The 16,240-nt window shown below is 57.4% G+C and carries 18 protein-coding genes; 7 read left to right on the forward strand and 11 right to left on the reverse strand.

The window, feature by feature from the left end; genetic code table 11:
* Positions 1-34 precede the first annotated feature (34 nt).
* From LB453_RS21515 to cpxP, 5 genes are all read right to left on the reverse strand, one after another.
* Positions 35-1,024: a sulfate ABC transporter substrate-binding protein gene (locus LB453_RS21515; RefSeq protein WP_103797273.1), complete on the reverse strand. Its 990-nt coding sequence runs from the start codon at positions 1,022-1,024 to the stop codon at positions 35-37.
* A 149-nt stretch (positions 1,025-1,173) separates the two neighbouring features.
* A complete protein-coding gene (gene pfkA / locus LB453_RS21520; RefSeq protein ID WP_033754393.1) occupies positions 1,174-2,136 on the reverse strand; it encodes a 6-phosphofructokinase in 963 nt (320 codons plus the stop codon).
* 205 nt (positions 2,137-2,341) lie between these two features.
* The gene (gene fieF / locus LB453_RS21525) at positions 2,342-3,244 is read right to left on the reverse strand and encodes a CDF family cation-efflux transporter FieF (protein WP_224481574.1); all 903 of its coding nucleotides are present in this window, start codon (positions 3,242-3,244) and stop codon (positions 2,342-2,344) included.
* A gap of 208 nt (positions 3,245-3,452) precedes the next feature.
* A complete protein-coding gene (locus LB453_RS21530) occupies positions 3,453-3,632 on the reverse strand; it encodes a general stress protein (protein WP_081137847.1) in 180 nt (59 codons plus the stop codon).
* A 508-nt stretch (positions 3,633-4,140) separates the two neighbouring features.
* Positions 4,141-4,650 (reverse strand): cell-envelope stress modulator CpxP, encoded by a 510-nt coding sequence (gene cpxP / locus LB453_RS21535; RefSeq protein ID WP_103797275.1) that lies wholly within the window; start codon positions 4,648-4,650, stop codon positions 4,141-4,143.
* Between the two features lie 149 nt (positions 4,651-4,799).
* Here cpxP and cpxR point away from each other — a divergent pair, with 149 nt between their 5' ends.
* Genes cpxR through trmL form a run of 3 tightly spaced genes read left to right on the forward strand, consistent with a single transcriptional unit; the run spans position 4,800 to position 7,380 of the window.
* Entirely contained in the window at positions 4,800-5,498 is a 699-nt protein-coding gene (gene cpxR / locus LB453_RS21540) for an envelope stress response regulator transcription factor CpxR (RefSeq protein WP_103797276.1), read from the forward strand.
* Entirely contained in the window at positions 5,495-6,874 is a 1,380-nt protein-coding gene (cpxA, locus tag LB453_RS21545) for an envelope stress sensor histidine kinase CpxA (RefSeq protein ID WP_224481575.1), read from the forward strand. Before cpxR ends, cpxA begins: the two co-directional genes overlap by 4 nt.
* 35 nt (positions 6,875-6,909) lie before the next feature.
* Positions 6,910-7,380 (forward strand): tRNA (uridine(34)/cytosine(34)/5-carboxymethylaminomethyluridine(34)-2'-O)-methyltransferase TrmL, encoded by a 471-nt coding sequence (gene trmL / locus LB453_RS21550; protein ID WP_103797278.1) that lies wholly within the window; start codon positions 6,910-6,912, stop codon positions 7,378-7,380.
* On the opposite strand, the gene cysE is transcribed toward trmL, so the two are convergent.
* The 5 genes from cysE to LB453_RS21575 all read right to left on the reverse strand — a co-directional run bounded on the left by cysE (position 7,377) and on the right by LB453_RS21575 (position 10,492).
* Positions 7,377-8,198 (reverse strand): serine O-acetyltransferase, encoded by an 822-nt coding sequence (cysE, locus tag LB453_RS21555; RefSeq protein WP_103797279.1) that lies wholly within the window; start codon positions 8,196-8,198, stop codon positions 7,377-7,379. The genes trmL and cysE overlap by 4 nt on opposite strands.
* Before the next feature lie 67 nt (positions 8,199-8,265).
* Complete coding sequence (gpsA, locus tag LB453_RS21560) at positions 8,266-9,282, reverse strand: NAD(P)H-dependent glycerol-3-phosphate dehydrogenase (protein WP_199187360.1); 1,017 nt, start codon at positions 9,280-9,282, stop codon at positions 8,266-8,268.
* Complete coding sequence (gene secB / locus LB453_RS21565) at positions 9,282-9,746, reverse strand: protein-export chaperone SecB (RefSeq protein WP_103797281.1); 465 nt, start codon at positions 9,744-9,746, stop codon at positions 9,282-9,284. Before secB ends, gpsA begins: the two co-directional genes overlap by 1 nt.
* A gap of 39 nt (positions 9,747-9,785) precedes the next feature.
* The gene (grxC, locus tag LB453_RS21570; RefSeq protein WP_103797282.1) at positions 9,786-10,040 is read right to left on the reverse strand and encodes a glutaredoxin 3; all 255 of its coding nucleotides are present in this window, start codon (positions 10,038-10,040) and stop codon (positions 9,786-9,788) included.
* A gap of 20 nt (positions 10,041-10,060) precedes the next feature.
* Complete coding sequence (locus LB453_RS21575; protein ID WP_103797283.1) at positions 10,061-10,492, reverse strand: rhodanese-like domain-containing protein; 432 nt, start codon at positions 10,490-10,492, stop codon at positions 10,061-10,063.
* A gap of 253 nt (positions 10,493-10,745) precedes the next feature.
* Here LB453_RS21575 and envC point away from each other — a divergent pair, with 253 nt between their 5' ends.
* From envC to LB453_RS21595, 4 genes are all read left to right on the forward strand, one after another.
* Positions 10,746-12,047, forward strand: coding sequence for a murein hydrolase activator EnvC (gene envC / locus LB453_RS21580; RefSeq protein WP_103797284.1), 1,302 nt, complete (start codon positions 10,746-10,748; stop codon positions 12,045-12,047).
* Positions 12,048-12,947 carry a divergent polysaccharide deacetylase family protein gene (locus tag LB453_RS21585; protein WP_103797285.1) on the forward strand — a complete coding sequence of 300 codons (900 nt, stop codon included), beginning with the start codon at positions 12,048-12,050 and terminating at the stop codon, positions 12,945-12,947.
* Between the two features lie 104 nt (positions 12,948-13,051).
* On the forward strand, positions 13,052-14,278 hold the full coding sequence (locus tag LB453_RS21590) for a glycosyltransferase (protein ID WP_103797286.1): 1,227 nt from the start codon (positions 13,052-13,054) through the stop codon (positions 14,276-14,278).
* A complete protein-coding gene (locus LB453_RS21595) occupies positions 14,271-15,182 on the forward strand; it encodes a hypothetical protein (RefSeq protein ID WP_103797287.1) in 912 nt (303 codons plus the stop codon). The genes LB453_RS21590 and LB453_RS21595 overlap by 8 nt, the downstream gene beginning before the upstream one ends.
* Positions 15,183-15,207: 25 nt before the next feature.
* Here the strand turns inward: LB453_RS21595 and tdh are convergent, their stop codons facing one another.
* On the reverse strand, positions 15,208-16,236 hold the full coding sequence (gene tdh / locus LB453_RS21600; protein ID WP_103797288.1) for an L-threonine 3-dehydrogenase: 1,029 nt from the start codon (positions 16,234-16,236) through the stop codon (positions 15,208-15,210).
* Between the last annotated feature and the right edge of the window lie 4 nt (positions 16,237-16,240).

Below are 16,240 nucleotides of genomic sequence, written 5' to 3' on the forward strand. Positions count from 1 at the left end.
ATGGTAGCTGACCGTCTTCACTGCGCTTGCGCGATTAAGGCTTCATCACCTGATCGTAGGTGCCGCCGTCGGCAAAGTGCGTCTTCTGCGCCTGTGTCCAGCCACCAAACTTATTATCGACGGTAAACAGCTTCACCGGCGCGAAGGTACTGGCGAATTTCTTCGCCACTTCCGCATCGCGTGGGCGGTAGTAGTTTTGCGCGGCGATAGTCTGGCCTTCCGGCGAGTAGAGATATTTCAGATAGGCGTCCGCAACTTTACGCGTGCCCTGGCCGTCCACCACTTTATCCACGACGGAAACGGTCGGCTCCGCCAGAATGGATTCGCTCGGCGTTACGATTTCAAACTTGTCTTTACCCAGCTTATCGACCGCCAGGTAGGCTTCATTTTCCCAGGCGATCAGCACGTCGCCGATACCGCGTTCAACAAAGGTATTGGTTGCACCGCGTGCGCCGGAGTCCTGAACTTCGACGTTTTTAAACAGCGCTTTTACGTAGGCCAGCGCCTTCGCCTGGTCGCCGTTGTTCTGATCCAGCGCCCAGCCCCATGCCGCCAGATAGTTCCAGCGCGCGCCGCCTGAGGTCTTTGGATTCGGGGTGATAACGGAAACCCCTGGCTTAACTAAATCTGGCCAGTCGTGAATGCCTTTCGGGTTGCCTTTTCGCACCAGGAAAACAATGGTGGAGGTATAAGGCGCGGAGTTGTCGGGCAGACGCTTGAGCCAGTTCTTGTCAATGCGGCCGCGTTCGGCAATGGCATCGACATCGGATTGCAGCGCCAGGGTCACGACATCGGCGCGAATGCCGTTGATCACGGAGGTAGCCTGTTTGCCTGAGCCGCCGTGCGACTGGCGGATCACCACGTTATCGCCGGTTTCCTGCTTATAGTGGGCTGCAAAGGCTTTATTGTACTGCTCGTACAGCTCGCGCGTCGGATCGTAAGAGACGTTTAACAGCTGGTAATCCTTTGCCAGAACGCTGGCAGAGGCCAGCAGAAGGGTAATACCGATACTCCACTTGTTCATTATGCACGCTCCCGATGTCATCAGGCCGGTAGCGTGACATAAACCATTTTAGAGCTAAAAGAATTAAAAATAAGCATTTATAACTGGCAGGAATATAGATGGTTATAACAAAGGCGCGCCCGACGGACGCGCCTGATTACCGAAGCGGATCAGTAGAGTTTTTTCGCGGTTTCCAGCCAGTCGCGCTTAAACGGACGCTTCATGTTTTCGATAGCGTCGATGATGTCGTGATGCACCATCTTCTCGTTCTGGATGCCGACGCAGCGGCCGCCGTAGCCCTGCAGCAGCAGCTCAATCGCATAGGCACCCATGCGTGAAGCGAGGATACGGTCGTAAGCGCAAGGCGCACCGCCGCGCTGAATATGACCAAGAACGGTCGCGCGCGTTTCGCGTTTGGTTTCCGCTTCGATGTACTTCGCCAGATCGTCGATATCACAGATATGCTCGGTGATCGCCACGATCGCGTGCTTTTTGCCTTTCGCGATGCCCGCTTTAATCTCCATCACCAGCTCTTCGCGGGTATAGGGGATTTCCGGCAGCACGATAAATTCGCAGCCGCCGGCAATCGCCGCCGCCAGGGTCAGGTCACCACAGTAGCGGCCCATCACCTCGACAATAGAGATGCGCTGGTGCGAAGAAGAGGTGTCGCGCAGGCGGTCGATCGCCTCCACCACGGTTTCCAGCGCGGTGAAGTAGCCGATGGTGTAGTCAGTGCCCGCTACGTCGTTATCGATGGTGCCCGGCAGACCAATGCAGGGGAAGCCCATTTCGGTCAGACGCTTTGCGCCCATATAGGAGCCGTCGCCGCCGATAACCACCAGCGCGTCGATGCCGCGCTTTTTCATATTCTCAATGGCGACCTGACGTACTTCGTCATTGCGGAACTCGGGAAAACGCGCCGAGCCCAGGAAGGTACCGCCGCGGTTAATCATATCCGACACGCTGTAGCGGTCGAGGTTGATCATCCGGTCTTCGTACAATCCCAGATAGCCGTCATAGATACCAAAAACTTCCAGTCCTTCGCTCAGCGCTGAGCGCACAACGCCGCGAATGGCTGCGTTCATGCCGGGGGCGTCGCCGCCGCTGGTCAATACACCAATTTTTTTGATCATGACAACCTCTGGATTGTTAAAACGAAAAGTTAATCCTGCCTGTCGTGCGCCGTCAAACGGCTTACCCTATGCGCGACCCGTGATGGCAGATAGTATATCAAAGGCTTGCAGCTGAATTGATTCAGGTCAGACAAGTTTTCACTAAATTTTTTGCAGTAATGTTAGCGCTTCGTCATTTTAAATAGATGGAACTGATTCAATCAGGTTAAAAGCCGGGTGAGTTCTGCTGTTCAATCGGTACGACCGAACAGGGATCCTGGTGAATAATGACGTCCGAACCAGGGAAACGCTGACGCAGCGCTTTCTCTACCTGATCCGCTACGCGATGCGCCTGCACCAGCGGTAAATCGTCGTCCAGCTCCAGATGCAGCTGTATAAATTTCGTCGGCCCTGACTGGCGCGTTCGCACGTCGTGCACGCCCTCTACGCCCGGCCAGTTCAGCGCCAGATTGAGAATAATGTTGTGCTCCTCTTCGGGCAGCGCGCGGTCCAGCAGCGACTGCACGGCGTCGTAACCCATGCGCAGCGCGCTGTAGAGAATATAGGCACCGATGCCTAACGCGAACAGCGCGTCTGCGCGGGCGAAGCCGTAGCTGCTTAAGGCCAGCGCAATCAGAATAGCGCCGTTCATCACCACATCGGACTGGTAGTGCAGCATATCGGCGCGAATCGCCTGGCTGTGGGTGTGGCGCACCACCCAGCGCTGAAACGCCACCAGCAGCAGAGTGGAACAGAGCGCTACCACGGTAACCACCACCCCGACCAGCGGCGCGCGTAGCGCATTCGGCGAAGCCAGATGCTGAATCCCGGTCAGAAACAAGAACAGCGCCGAACCGGAGATAAACATGCTTTGCGCCAGCGCCGCCAGCGACTCCGCTTTGCCGTGACCAAAAGTATGGTTGGCGTCAGCGGGCTGTAGCGCATAGCGCACCACCAAAAGATTGGTCAGCGAGGCGGCGATGTCTACCAGCGAGTCGACCAGGCCGGCCAGCAGGCTGACGGAGCCGGTATACCACCAGGCGAAAATTTTCACGAACAGTAGACAGGTCGCCAGGATGGTCGCCGCAAGCGCCGCGCGCTTTACCAGACGAGCGTAGGTGGGTTGCATAGTGTGCTCCCTCAGCCATTACAGGCATGCACCCGAAATAAAGGAATGGCTAAAGTTTAACATCCAGATTGTCGCTGCGCATAAACCCTGCGTACTCAGGAAAGAAAGGCTGGCAGAATGCCAGAAAAAACAAACCCCGCCCTCAAAGAGGACGGGGTACCGTTTCCCACCTGGGGAAACGCACGAGTACAGCTGAGCTCGTTAAATATCAGGAAGAGCTGCGGCCGCCGCCGTGGCTGTTCTGACCGCCTTTTTTGCCTGCTTCAGAGGCTTTCTCACGGTCATTTTTGAAGTTACCGCCGCTGTTTTGTCCGCCTTTTTTACCAGCTTCAGAGGCTTTCTGCGGGTTGTCTGCGAAATTGCCTGAACCACCACGATGTTCTGCCATAACTTACTCCGTTAATATATTCAGATTGATTTACGTAATGTGGTTAATGCACTCCATTTATATTCCCGGGATGTCCGCCTTCCTTGCTGCGACAGGATTAAGTGTAGAAGTAAGCCATAAGAATTCAAGAAATTAATAAATTATATAACATATTGATTTAAATCAACTTTACTCAATGATGAAAAACTTATTATCTTCTTATCATATATTTAAACAATTCATCGCTTCGCTTTATTTATTTAATTTCGTTTCGCTTATCGCTATATTTTTACGGCATAACTTATAGCGCTAAAAAAATAAACGAGACGAGAAAGAAGTGGGGTTATTAATTACCAGAAGATCTATGCGGTTAATGACTTTGTTAAATAAAGCGTTGATGCCGGGCGGGTGCCAGCCCACCAGGATTGACCCTGCAGCTGGGAACGCGCAAAAAAGGCAAAAAAAACCCCGCCATCATGGCGGGGAAGACAGGGATGGTGTCTATGGCAAGGAAAACAGGGATACTATGTTACTGGTTACTGCTGGTACTACTCACTGCTTGCAGTGATGATGCTGACTGCAAATTCGAGAGCTTGCGCAGCTCGGCAAGCCGCCGCTCGTAATTCTTCTGCAACGCGGCCTGCTGGGCCGGTGTTAGCAAGTGATACATCTGGTTGCGAATGCGCGCCATCTCGACATGCTGTTCGATTTGCGCCTGCGCGATTTTCTCAGCCTGGGCGCGGATAGCCGCTTCGTTAAACGTGTCCGCCGTAATCAGACCATGCATGTTTTCGATATCGCTGATGCTGACAGGGGAACGTTCATATCGCGCCTGCTGCATCAGGTCTCGCATCTGTTGACGCTGCTCTTCCGTCAACTCGATGCCGTCGAACATGTGGCTTTGCGGATTTTGCGTCATACTGCCTGTCGTCAATCCGCCTTGATGCATTTGGTCAATCGTCGTCGTGTCTGCTACTCCTGCGCTGGCGTAATTGAGAACCATCGCTGAGGCAATGACGACGGCGGTTACTGTGCGCATCGTTTACTCCAGTTCGTTCCGTTTTGCGATTCAACGAGAGCCAGTGTACGGCGACAGCTGCAAACATCCGTCAGGGGGTGTAAAACTACGTAAAGCGTTGGATTGACAAGTCAGGAACACGGTATTTTGCCTGCGGAGGGCAATAAAAAATGAATAAAATCCTGTTGGTTGACGATGACCGCGAATTAACTTCGCTGCTAAAAGAACTGTTAGAAATGGAAGGGTTTGAAGTGGTGGTAGCCAGCGACGGCGAACAGGCGTTAAGCCTGCTGGATAACTCCATTGATCTACTTTTGCTCGACGTGATGATGCCGAAAAAGAACGGTATCGACACGCTGAAAGAACTACGCCAGCAACATCAGACGCCCGTCATTATGTTAACCGCGCGCGGAAGCGAGCTGGATCGCGTGCTGGGGCTCGAACTGGGCGCAGATGACTATCTGCCTAAGCCGTTTAACGATCGCGAGCTGGTGGCGCGTATACGCGCGATTCTGCGCCGTTCCAACTGGAGCGAACAGCAACAGCAGCACGACAGCAGCTCGCCGACGCTGGAAGTCGACTGCCTGCGCCTGAACCCCGGCCGTCAGGAGGCGAGTTTCGACAATCAGACGCTGGATCTCACCGGCACAGAGTTCACCCTGCTCTACCTGCTGGCGCAGCATCTGGGTCAGGTCGTGTCGCGCGAGCATCTGAGCCAGGAAGTGCTTGGCAAGCGTCTGACGCCGTTTGACCGCGCCATCGATATGCATATCTCCAACCTGCGCCGCAAACTGCCTGAACGCCGCGACGGCCATCCGTGGTTTAAAACCCTGCGCGGCCGCGGCTATCTGATGGTTTCAGCTTCATGATTGGCAGCCTCACCACCCGCATCTTCGCTATTTTCTGGTTAACCCTGGCGCTGGTGTTGATGCTGGTATTGATGGTGCCCAAGCTGGATTCGCGTCAGAGGGTCTCGCTGCTCGATAGCGAGCAGCGCCAGGGCACGATGATTGAGCAACATGTTGAAGTGGAGCTGGCGCAGGATCCGCCCAACGATTTAATGTGGTGGCGCCGACTCTCCCGCGCCATCGACAAGTGGGCGCCCCCTGGCCAGCGTCTGCTGCTGGTCACCAGCGAAGGCCGCGTGATAGGCGCGCAGCATAATGAAATGCAGGTGATTCGCAACTTTATCGGGCAGTCCGACAACGCCGATCACCCGCAGAAAAAGAAGTATGGCCGTATCGAAATGGTCGGCCCCTTCGCAGTGCGCGACGGCGAAGATAACTATCAGCTCTACCTGATTCGTCCGGCGACCAGTTCGCAGCTCGATTTTATTAACTTGCTGTTCGACCGGCCGCTGCTGCTGCTGATTGTCACCATGCTGATCAGCTCGCCGCTGCTGCTGTGGCTGGCGTGGAGCCTGGCGCGACCGGCACGCAAGCTTAAATATGCGGCGGATGAAGTCGCCAGCGGTAATTTGCGCCAGCATCCAGAACTGGAATCGGGCCCGCAGGAGTTTCTCGCCGCTGGCTCCAGCTTTAACCAGATGGTTAGCGCGCTCGAGCGCATGATGACGTCGCAGCAGCGTCTGCTGTCGGATATCAGCCATGAGCTGCGCACACCGCTGACGCGTCTGCAGCTGGCCACGGCGCTGCTGCGCCGCCGACACGGCGAAGGCAAAGAGCTGGAGCGCATCGAAACCGAGGCGCAGCGTCTGGACGGCATGATCAACGATTTGCTGGTGCTGTCGCGCACCCAGCACAAGAACGCGCTGGTCAGCGAGGCGATGAAAGCTAATCAGCTCTGGAACGACGTGCTGGAAGATGCGAAATTTGAAGCCGAGCAGATGGGCAAGCAGCTCGACGTCCCCTATCCGCCCGGCCCCTGGCCGCTCTACGGCAACCCGCATGCGCTGGAGAGCGCGCTGGAAAACATCGTGCGCAATGCGCTGCGCTACTCGCACTCGCATATCAGCGTCAGCTTTTCGGTGGATATCAGCGGCCTGACGGTGCACGTCGACGATGACGGCCCGGGGGTCAGCCCGGAAGATCGCGAGCAGATATTCCGTCCGTTCTACCGCACCGATGAGGCGCGCGACCGCGAATCCGGCGGTACCGGGCTCGGCCTGGCGATTGTTGAAACCGCCATCCAGCAGCACCGTGGCTGGGTCAAGGCGGACGACAGCCCGCTTGGTGGCCTGCGCCTGACGCTCTGGCTGCCGCTCTACTCCTCCAGCCGTCAATAATTTGCTATGCTTCGGCCCCTGTTATCGGGGGCCTTATGCTTAACATCGTCTTATTTGAACCAGAAATTCCGCCGAATACCGGCAATATTATTCGCCTCTGCGCCAACACCGGCTTTCAGCTGCATCTGATTGAACCGCTTGGTTTCGCATGGGACGACAAGCGGCTGCGCCGCGCCGGTCTCGACTATCACGAATTTACCGCCATTCAGAAGCATGAAGGCTATGAGGCGTTTCTGCGCGTTGAGCAACCGCAGCGGCTGTTTGCGCTGACCACGAAGGGAACGCCAGCGCACAGCGCGGTGAGCTATCAGGCGGGCGACTATCTGCTGTTTGGCCCGGAGAGCCGCGGGCTGCCCGCCGACATTCTCGACGCGCTGCCGCCAGAGCATAAGATCCGCATTCCGATGCGCGCAGAGAGCCGCAGCATGAATCTGTCAAATGCGGTGTCGGTGGTGGTCTATGAAGCCTGGCGCCAGCTTGATTACGCCGGCGCGCGGCTCAGTTAGATCCCGTCGCCGAACTCAAAGCCCGGTACGGTGCCGTTGAAGTGTTGATCCATATCCATTGAGGGTTTTTCACTCGCCGGCTTGCCGACGATGCGCGCCGGTACGCCTGCGGCGGTGGTATGCGGCGGCACGGGCTGCAACACCACCGAGCCTGCGCCGATTTTCGCGCCGCGCCCGACCTCAATATTGCCGAGGATCTTCGCGCCTGCGCCAATCATCACTCCCTCGCGGATTTTCGGATGGCGATCGCCGCTGGTCTTGCCGGTACCGCCGAGCGTCACCGACTGCAGGATTGAGACGTCATTCTCCACCACCGCCGTTTCGCCGATAACGATGCCGGTGGCGTGGTCAAGCATGATGCCGTGGCCGATGTTCGCCGCCGGATGGATATCCACGGCGAATGAGACGGAGATTTCATTTTGCAGGTAGACCGCTAATGCGCGGCGCCCTTCGTTCCACAGCCAGTGGCCGATGCGATAGGCCTGCAGCGCGTGAAAGCCTTTCAGGTAGAGCAGCGGCGTGGAGTATTTATCCACCGCCGGGTCGCGCTGGCGCACCGCCTGGATATCGAGCGCGGCCGAGGCGATCATCGACGGATCTTCACGATAGGCCTCTTCGACGATTTCGCGAATGGCGATAGCGGGCATAATAGGATTGGCGAGCTTGTTGGCCAGCATATAGCTCAGGGCGCTGCCGAGATTTTCGTGTTTCAACAAAGTCGCATGATAAAAGCTGGCCAGCATCGGCTCACAATCGGCCAGCGCGCGCGCTTCCGCTTTGATGTTGTTCCAGACCAGTTCTAACTCATCAGACGACATTGCAGTTTTCTCCCGAAAAAAAAAGCGCCTGAATGGCGCTACAGGTGATCATGCTGCGCATCCCGCATCAGCCTGAGCCGTTTTCGTCCTTCCTTGTACGGCCTAACAGGCTCAATGCTGCCTCTCGCGCCGACTTTCCGCAATAGAGCACCTGATAGATTTGTTCAGTAATCGGCATTTCAACGCCGACGCGCTCTGCCAACGCCTTGACTTCTTTGGTGTTTTTATAGCCTTCTACAACTTGTCCGATAATGCGTTGCGCGTTATCTACCTCTTCACCCTGGCCCAGCATCAGGCCGAAACGGCGGTTGCGCGACTGATTGTCGGTACAGGTCAGCACCAGATCGCCTAAGCCAGCCATGCCCATAAAGGTCGTGGGATCGGCACCCAGCGCAGCGCCAAGACGGCTCATTTCCGCCAGCCCGCGCGTAATCAGCGCGGTGCGCGCATTGGCGCCGAAGCCGATGCCGTCGGAAATGCCCGCGCCGATGGCGATAACGTTTTTCACCGCGCCGCCAAGCTGCACGCCGATAAAGTCAGGATTGTTGTAAACGCGGAAGCTTTTGCCGCAGTGCAGCTTTTGCTGCAAGTCTTCGGCGAAAGAGGCATCGGTCGCCGCCAGGGCAATCGCGGTCGGCAGGCCCGCCGCCAGCTCTTTGGCGAAGGTCGGCCCGGAGATCACCGCCAGCGGCGTCGCGTCACCGAGAATATCGCGCGCCACATCCTGCAGCAGTCTTCCGGTTTCGCGCTCCAGCCCTTTGGTCGCCCAGACGATGCGCGACTCAGGACGCAGATGCGGTTTAATCTGCTGCAGCACCTCGCCAAACACATGGCTCGGCACCACTACCAGCAGATCGCGGCTGGCCGCAATAGCGTGGGCTAAGTCGGGCTCAAGCTCAAGGTTATCGGGAAAAGGCACGTCGGGGAGAAAAGCGCTGTTGCAGCGTTCGGCCTGCAGCTGCGCCAGATGCGCGGGATTGTGTCCCCACAGCAGCACGGGATTGCCGTTGCGGGCTAAGGTGATGGCCAGAGCGGTGCCGTACGAGCCGGCACCGATGACGCTAATCGAAGCGTGTGTAGTCATCAGGCATCCTGATGTGGTTCGGCACCTTCGCCTTGCTGCTGCAGGTAGTTCATAAACAGCGCGTCAAAGTTTACCGGCGCCAGGTTAAGCTGCGGGAAGGTGCCGCGAGAGACCAGGCTGGTGATGCATTCGCGTGCGTACGGGAACAGGATGTTCGGGCAATAGGCGCCCAGGCAGTGCGCCATCTGCGTGCCTTCAATACCGCTGATGGTGAAGATGCCCGCCTGCTGTACTTCACACAGGAATGCGGTTTCTTCGCCAACGGTGGCGGTTACGGTCACGCGCAGCACTACTTCATAAACCTCGTCAGCCAGCTGTGATGACGCAGTATCCAGATCCAGCTTCACTTCCGGTTCCCACTCTTTCTGGAAAACCTGCGGCGCGTTCGGCGCTTCAAAAGAGACGTCTTTGGTGTAAACGCGTTGAATCTGGAATTGCATTTCGTTGGTGTTTTGTTCTGACATCTGACTAAGTCCTGTAAGTTGAAAAATCCTGCGCCGCTCTTACGCCTGCAGTAGCGGATCTAATCCTTCACGACTGTCCAGCGCGTAAAGGTCGTCGCAGCCGCCAATGTGCTGCGCATCAATAAAAATCTGAGGCACGGTGGTGCGGCCGCTGCGTTTGATCATCTCTTCGCGTTTCGCGGCGTCCCCGTCGATGGGGATCTCCTGAAACGACACACCTTTTTGACTCAACAGCGCCTTCGCCCGGTGGCAGAAAGGACAGGTCGCCTTGGTGTAAATCTCGACATTAGCCATGTTGCGTACCTCGATAGATGTTATTTTCCGCGCACCAGCGGAAGGTTGTCTCCGCTCCAGCCGCTGATGCCGTCTTTCAGAACGGTCACCTGGTTAAAGCCGGCGGCGCTCAGTTTTTCAGCCGGCTCGCTCGCGCTCTGGCCGGTGGCACACACCACAATTATGGGCTGAGCCTTATGCTTTTCCAGCTCGCCGAAGCTGCCTTTTTTAATATCCGCCGCCGCGACGTTCATGGCGCCCGAAATATGTCCTCTGCGGTAATCGTCACGCGACCGCACGTCCACTACTACCGCCTCTTCTTTGTTAATCAGGCGGGTCGCTTCGCCGCGGCTGATAACTTTCACCTTAGAAAACATTCCTTTAAAGGTGGTCACAATCACCAGAACCAGTAAAACGACCCATGCCAGACTGAGGATGGTGTGATTGCTTGCAAACTGCATAATTTCTTGCATGAGGGGTAAAGACTCCAGACCGGGCTAATTAAGCTAAAACAAGGGTTCTGAGTATACCTGCGCCACTTCTCATGTACAGACGCTAAGCGGCCAGAGTTACGATTTGTGCGTCATTTTCTAAAAAAAATTGCCGTATCGCAAAAATGGCGTAACGCTTATTCAGCGTCAGGGTAAACACCGACATCTTTGGTAAAGGAAATCCCGCGGCGTTGCGCTGGTAAGCGGCTGTTCATCGTGGAATAATCACTGGCCTATGAAGGGAAAAGCGACTGTTTTAGCCACAAGGACTCGTCACAGCGGAAAGAAACGCCCGTTGCCTGCACACCTGTCCACTCTCTCCTTCAGCCTGCTCTGCGCGGGCGTTCTGTTATTGCCTGCGGCCGCGCACAGCGCCGACGACAGCAAATCGCAGCTGAAATCGATCCAGCAAGATATCGCCGAAAAAGAGAAAAGCGTTAAGGCGCAAAAAGTTGCGCGCAGCAAGCTGCTCGATCAGCTGCAGAGCCAGGAAAAGGTCATTGCGCAGGCCAGCCGTCAGCTGCGCGAAACCCGCAACAGCCTGAATGCGCTTAATCGCGAAGTCAGCCAGCTTACCGCCTCGATCGCGCGGCTGGAAAAGCAGCAGTCGCAGCAGGAAACCCTGCTGGCTCAGCAGCTGGATGCGGCTTTCCGTCAGGGCAAACATAACGGCGTGCAGCTCTTGCTCGGCGGCGAGGAGAGCCAGCGCAGCGAACGCATTCTCGCCTACTTCGGCTACCTCAACGACGCGCGCCAGCAGAGCATCGACGCGCTGCAAAAAACCCGCCAGACGCTGGGCGAGCAAAAAGCGTCGCTGGAGCAGAAACAGCAGCAGCAAAAAACGCTGCTGGCCCAGCAGCAAGGCCAGCAGGAAAAGCTGCAGCAGGCGAGCGCGGCGCGCAAGAAAACCCTGAACGAACTGGAAAACGCGCTGGAAAAAGACCAGGCCGATCTGGTGGAGATGCGGCAGAACGAGAGCCGTCTGCAGGATAAAATCGCCCGGGCCGAACGCGAGGCGCGAGAGCGCGCGGCGCGCGAGGCGCGGGAAGCGGAAAAAGTGCGCCAGCGTCAGGCGCAGGCGAAAGCCAAAGGCTCGACCTACCAGCCGACGCAGAGCGAGCGCGAACTGGTGGCGCGCACCGGCGGCCTCGGCCGCGCAGGCGGCCAGGCGCTGTGGCCGGTGCGTGGCCGTATCGAACATCGCTTCGGCGAACAGCTTCAGGGCGAACTGCGCTGGAAAGGGCTGGTGATCGATGCGCCGGAAGGTGCCGAAGTCAAAGCGATCGCCGACGGCCGCGTACTAATGGCCGACTGGCTGCAGGGTTACGGGCTGGTGGTGGTGCTGGAGCACGGCAAAGGGGATATGAGTCTCTACGGCTATAACCAGAGCGCGCTGGTCAGCGTTGGCGCCCAGGTGAAGGCAGGACAGCCTATCGCCCTGGTGGGCACCAGCGGCGGACGCGGTACGCCGTCGCTCTATTTTGAAATCCGACGTCAGGGACAGGCAGTCAATCCACTCCCGTGGTTAGGAAGGTAAGTGTTTTTTCAACGTCGCCATCTCGCCGCCGCTATCGGCGGACTGCTGTTAAGCTGCGCCGCCCATGCGGGCAAACTCGCCATCGTTATCGACGATTTCGGCTATTGCCCCTCTGAAGAGAACAAAGTGCTGCAGATGCCGGCCGCGATCTCTGTTGCGGTGTTGCCCAATGCGCCCGCGGCACGTCAAATGGCCATCAAAGCGCATCAGGGTGGCCATGAAGTCCTGATCCATCTGCCGATGGCGCCGCTCAGCAAGCAGCCGCTGGAGAAAGATACCCTGACGCCGGAGATGAGCAGCGAAGAGATCGCGCGCATCCTGCGCAGCGCGGTCAACAGCGTGCCCTACGCCGTCGGTCTGAATAACCATATGGGCAGCAAAATGACCTCCAGCCTGCCCGGCATGGTCAAGGTGATGCAGACGCTTAATCAGTACAATTTTTATTTTCTCGACAGCATGACCATCGGCAACAGCCAGTCGATCCCCGCCGCGCAGGGCACGCATGTGAAGGTGCTGAAGCGCCGCGTTTTTCTGGACGATAGTCAGGATATCAACGCGATTCGCCAGCAGTTTACGCGCGCCGTGAAGCTGGCGCAGCGGGACGGCTACGCCATCGCTATTGGTCATCCACATCCCAATACGGTGCGCGTGCTGCAGCAGATGCTGCCGACCCTGCCCGCCGATATTACGCTGGTGCGTCCGAGCCAGCTGCTGAACGAACCGCTGCGCAGCGGGACGTCACCCGCGAAGCCACCTTCACGACCCTCAAAACCGACTTTCCAGCCGCCAGGGGTGTGTAAAGTGCAGCCGCAGCCGGTTCCGGCAACGAAGGTGTTTGAAGCGGTGTTGGAGAGCGCGAGCCAGAGCGTTGTTGTAAGGGAGCTGAAACAGCTTTTTTAAGCCGCTATTTCACGCTGTGGATCAGCCTTAACATTCTTTTCTGACCAGAAATCACTATAATCCGGTGCGAGCGACGCTGACCGGTTATAAGGATTTCTGTCAGGATGAGGACGGCAAAACAAAAAATTATGCTGCTGGATAACGGCAGAGAGTGGGGCGGCGGCACCAACAGCATGCTGGAGCTGCTTAAGCGCATCGACCGCAGCGCTTTCGATATTACCTGCTGCTTTTATCACAACTACGCGCGCGGCAACGGCGAAACCATCGAATCAGTTCTGAACGCCATCGCTATTCCGGTCGTCTTTATTCCGCAGAGAAAGCAGCCCGGCTGGGCGAAGATCGCCAAGGAAGCGGCGCGCGCCCTGCTTTTCTTCAACCGTCGTCTGAAAAAAGAGGCGGTCGACGCTATCGACGCGCGCTGGCGCGTCTGGCCAAATGCCCGCAGGCTGCGCGCGCTGCTGCAGCAAGGCCGCTACGATACGCTCTATATGAATAATCAGCCCAGCACCAATGTCGAGGGCTATCTCGCCGCACGCGATCTTGATATTGCCGTGGTACAGCACTGCCGCATTGAGCCGCTGATGAATGCCCGCCTGGCAAAAATGGTGAACGATGAGTGCGACGCCGTTATTGCCGTTTCGCACGGCGTCAATCAGACCCTGCGCGCCAGCGGCGTTGAGGCGTCGCGCTGCTTTACCGTATCTAACGCCATTGATATCCATCAGCCGTTACCCGACCGGGCGACGGTGCGCCAGCGCCTAAACCTGCCGGCAGAGGCGTTTATTTTCGGCACTATCGGCTCCCTGATCCTGCGAAAGTCAAACCACCATGTTCTGCAGGCGCTGAGCCAGTTTAACCAGGCCTGCCCCGAGGCAAACTGGAAAATGATTGTGGTTGGCGATGGGCCTGAAGCGGCTGCGCTGCGCCAGCTGGCCGCCAGGGAAGCGATTCTCGATCGGGTTATCTTTACCGGTTTTCAGAATAACGCGCTGGATTACCTCGCCGCGTTCGACGTCTTTATCCTGGCTTCCCGCAGCGAAGGTTTGCCGCGCGTCGTGCTGGAAGCGATGCTGGTGAATACCGCCGTGACGGGCTCCCGCGTGGTCGGCACGGAGGAGTTAATCAGCCATAACGACACCGGCCTGCTGTTCGAATATGGCGATGTGGCGCAACTAACTCAGCACCTCGTCACACTCTGGCAGGATGACGCCTTGCGTCAACGATTAACCCATGCCGCGTCGGCGCGCGTTCGATCGCAATACGCCATCGAAACCTACGTGAACGGCGTGGAAACCATCTTAAAAAGCGTCACAAGGAAGAAGCATGCTTAACTTTCTTAACCCACGTTTTCGCCGCGTGCGCGCACGCCATAATCTGCCGTACGCGCAGCCCGACGTGCAGGGCGCCATCCCCGTGACCTCTGTTGTTATTCCCTGCACCGGGGAAGATTACATTGAGGAGGCGAAGCTCAGCGCGCTGTTTGCCGAGCGCTTTGCCACCGCGGCGCAGGAGATTGTTATCGTCAGCGATCAGCCCGCCGCCGCATTTGGCGAACTCCCGCCTAAAACCCGCATTGTGACGCTTGAGGTGCCGCATCGCGAAGAGGCCTATCCCTATAAGCAAATTTATCGCAGCCGGCTGATTAAAATGCAGGCGCCGCTGCATGCGCAAGGAGAAGGGATTTTGATGATCGATTCCGATCTCAATCTGCTTAAAATGCCTGAAATTCAGATGAAAAACGGGCATTTTTACTCCAGCTTTCGCCAGGGCAAGATGATCGCCAAACTGGCCGGCGCGGCGCAGGAGACGATCCCCGCCTACTATCAACTCAGCGTGCGCCCTTACCTTGAAGACCACGTTAACGGCGCCTATCTGGCGGCTACGCGCCAGACCTGGCAGCGCGTCTGTCCGCTCTGGCTGACGCTGTTCGACGACACCTGGAAATTAATGAACGACAGCCAGCCACCGACCGATCAGCTACCGCTGGCGTGCCTGCTGGATCTGCTCGACCTGCGCACCGTTAACCTGGGCGAATGGGCGAACTGGCCGGTCTCTAAACGTATCGGCGGCAAACCGGGCGTGATCCCGCCGGAGGTGGTGGGCGCACACGGCGGCTTCCCGCTGTCAGAATGGCAAAAATATCTGGCCGATCCTCGTCAGCCGCTGACCTTTAAAGGTCAGGACTACACCCGTAAGGTGCGCTACCTGACGGATGCAGAGAAGCAGCAGCAATAAACGAAAGCCGCCTGCGCGGCTTTTTTTAATCCCAGCTCAGCACCACTTTCCCGGAGCGCCCGGAGCGCATCTCATCGAAGCCTTGCTGGAAGTCGTCAATCGCGTAGCGGTGCGTGATCACGGGCGTCAGATCGAGCCCTGACTGTATCAGCGCCGCCATCTTGTACCAGGTTTCAAACATCTCGCGGCCATAGATGCCCTTAATAAACAGTCCTTTGAAAATCACCTGATTCCAGTCGATCGCCATCTCGCCCGGCGGGATGCCCAGCAGCGCAATACGCCCGCCGTGGTTCATCACCTCCAGCAGGGTGCGAAACGCCGGGGGCGCGCCGGACATTTCCAGCCCGACGTCGAACCCCTCCGTCATGCCCAGCTCGCGCATCACCCCGCGCAGATCTTCCCGCGCCACGTTAACCGCGCGCGTTACCCCCATGGTGCGCGCCAGGTCAAGGCGATAGTCGTTGATATCGGTGATCACCACGTTGCGCGCGCCGACATGTTTACATACCGCCGCGGCCATAATGCCGATAGGGCCAGCGCCGGAGATGAGCACATCTTCTCCCACCAAATCGAACGACAGCGCCGTATGCACCGCATTGCCGAAGGGATCGAAAATCGCGGCCAGCTCGTCGGAAATATTGTCGGGAATGCGGAAGGCGTTAAAGGCGGGGATCACCAGATATTCGGCAAAGCAGCCCTGCCGGTTTACGCCGACGCCAATGGTATTGCGGCACAGATGGGTGCGCCCGGCGCGACAGTTGCGGCAGTGGCCACAGGTAATATGCCCTTCGCCTGAAACGCGATCGCCAATGCTGAAGCCGCGTACCTCCTGGCCGATCGCCACCACTTCGCCAACATACTCATGCCCGACGATCATCGGCACCGGAATGGTTTTGCGCGACCAGTCATCCCAGTTGTAGATATGGATGTCGGTGCCGCAGATAGCCGTTTTGCGGATCCTGATAAGCAAATCGTTATGGCCCGGCTCCGGGATCGGCGCATCGGTTACCATCCAGATGCCTTCCTGCGCGTGAAGTTTGGCTAAGGCTTTCATTCAG

This window comes from Pantoea agglomerans (genome assembly GCF_020149765.1).
Lineage (GTDB): Bacteria > Pseudomonadota > Gammaproteobacteria > Enterobacterales > Enterobacteriaceae > Pantoea > Pantoea alvi.

What these genes read in the sequence shown, in the direction of transcription:
- pfkA (WP_033754393.1), bottom strand. Translation starts at nt 2,136, where the DNA reads ATGATCAAAAAAATTGGTGTATTGACCAGCGGCGGCGACGCCCCCGGC.
- gpsA (WP_199187360.1), bottom strand. Translation starts at nt 9,282, where the DNA reads ATGACTACACACGCTTCGATTAGCGTCATCGGTGCCGGCTCGTACGGC.
- fieF (WP_224481574.1), bottom strand. Translation starts at nt 3,244, where the DNA reads ATGCAACCCACCTACGCTCGTCTGGTAAAGCGCGCGGCGCTTGCGGCG.
- LB453_RS21575 (WP_103797283.1), bottom strand. Translation starts at nt 10,492, where the DNA reads ATGCAAGAAATTATGCAGTTTGCAAGCAATCACACCATCCTCAGTCTG.
- cpxA (WP_224481575.1), top strand. Translation starts at nt 5,495, where the DNA reads ATGATTGGCAGCCTCACCACCCGCATCTTCGCTATTTTCTGGTTAACC.
- grxC (WP_103797282.1), bottom strand. Translation starts at nt 10,040, where the DNA reads ATGGCTAATGTCGAGATTTACACCAAGGCGACCTGTCCTTTCTGCCAC.
- LB453_RS21530 (WP_081137847.1), bottom strand. Translation starts at nt 3,632, where the DNA reads ATGGCAGAACATCGTGGTGGTTCAGGCAATTTCGCAGACAACCCGCAG.
- trmL (WP_103797278.1), top strand. Translation starts at nt 6,910, where the DNA reads ATGCTTAACATCGTCTTATTTGAACCAGAAATTCCGCCGAATACCGGC.
- envC (WP_103797284.1), top strand. Translation starts at nt 10,746, where the DNA reads ATGAAGGGAAAAGCGACTGTTTTAGCCACAAGGACTCGTCACAGCGGA.
- secB (WP_103797281.1), bottom strand. Translation starts at nt 9,746, where the DNA reads ATGTCAGAACAAAACACCAACGAAATGCAATTCCAGATTCAACGCGTT.
- cysE (WP_103797279.1), bottom strand. Translation starts at nt 8,198, where the DNA reads ATGTCGTCTGATGAGTTAGAACTGGTCTGGAACAACATCAAAGCGGAA.
- LB453_RS21590 (WP_103797286.1), top strand. Translation starts at nt 13,052, where the DNA reads ATGAGGACGGCAAAACAAAAAATTATGCTGCTGGATAACGGCAGAGAG.
- LB453_RS21515 (WP_103797273.1), bottom strand. Translation starts at nt 1,024, where the DNA reads ATGAACAAGTGGAGTATCGGTATTACCCTTCTGCTGGCCTCTGCCAGC.
- LB453_RS21595 (WP_103797287.1), top strand. Translation starts at nt 14,271, where the DNA reads ATGCTTAACTTTCTTAACCCACGTTTTCGCCGCGTGCGCGCACGCCAT.
- cpxP (WP_103797275.1), bottom strand. Translation starts at nt 4,650, where the DNA reads ATGCGCACAGTAACCGCCGTCGTCATTGCCTCAGCGATGGTTCTCAAT.
- tdh (WP_103797288.1), bottom strand. Translation starts at nt 16,236, where the DNA reads ATGAAAGCCTTAGCCAAACTTCACGCGCAGGAAGGCATCTGGATGGTA.
- cpxR (WP_103797276.1), top strand. Translation starts at nt 4,800, where the DNA reads ATGAATAAAATCCTGTTGGTTGACGATGACCGCGAATTAACTTCGCTG.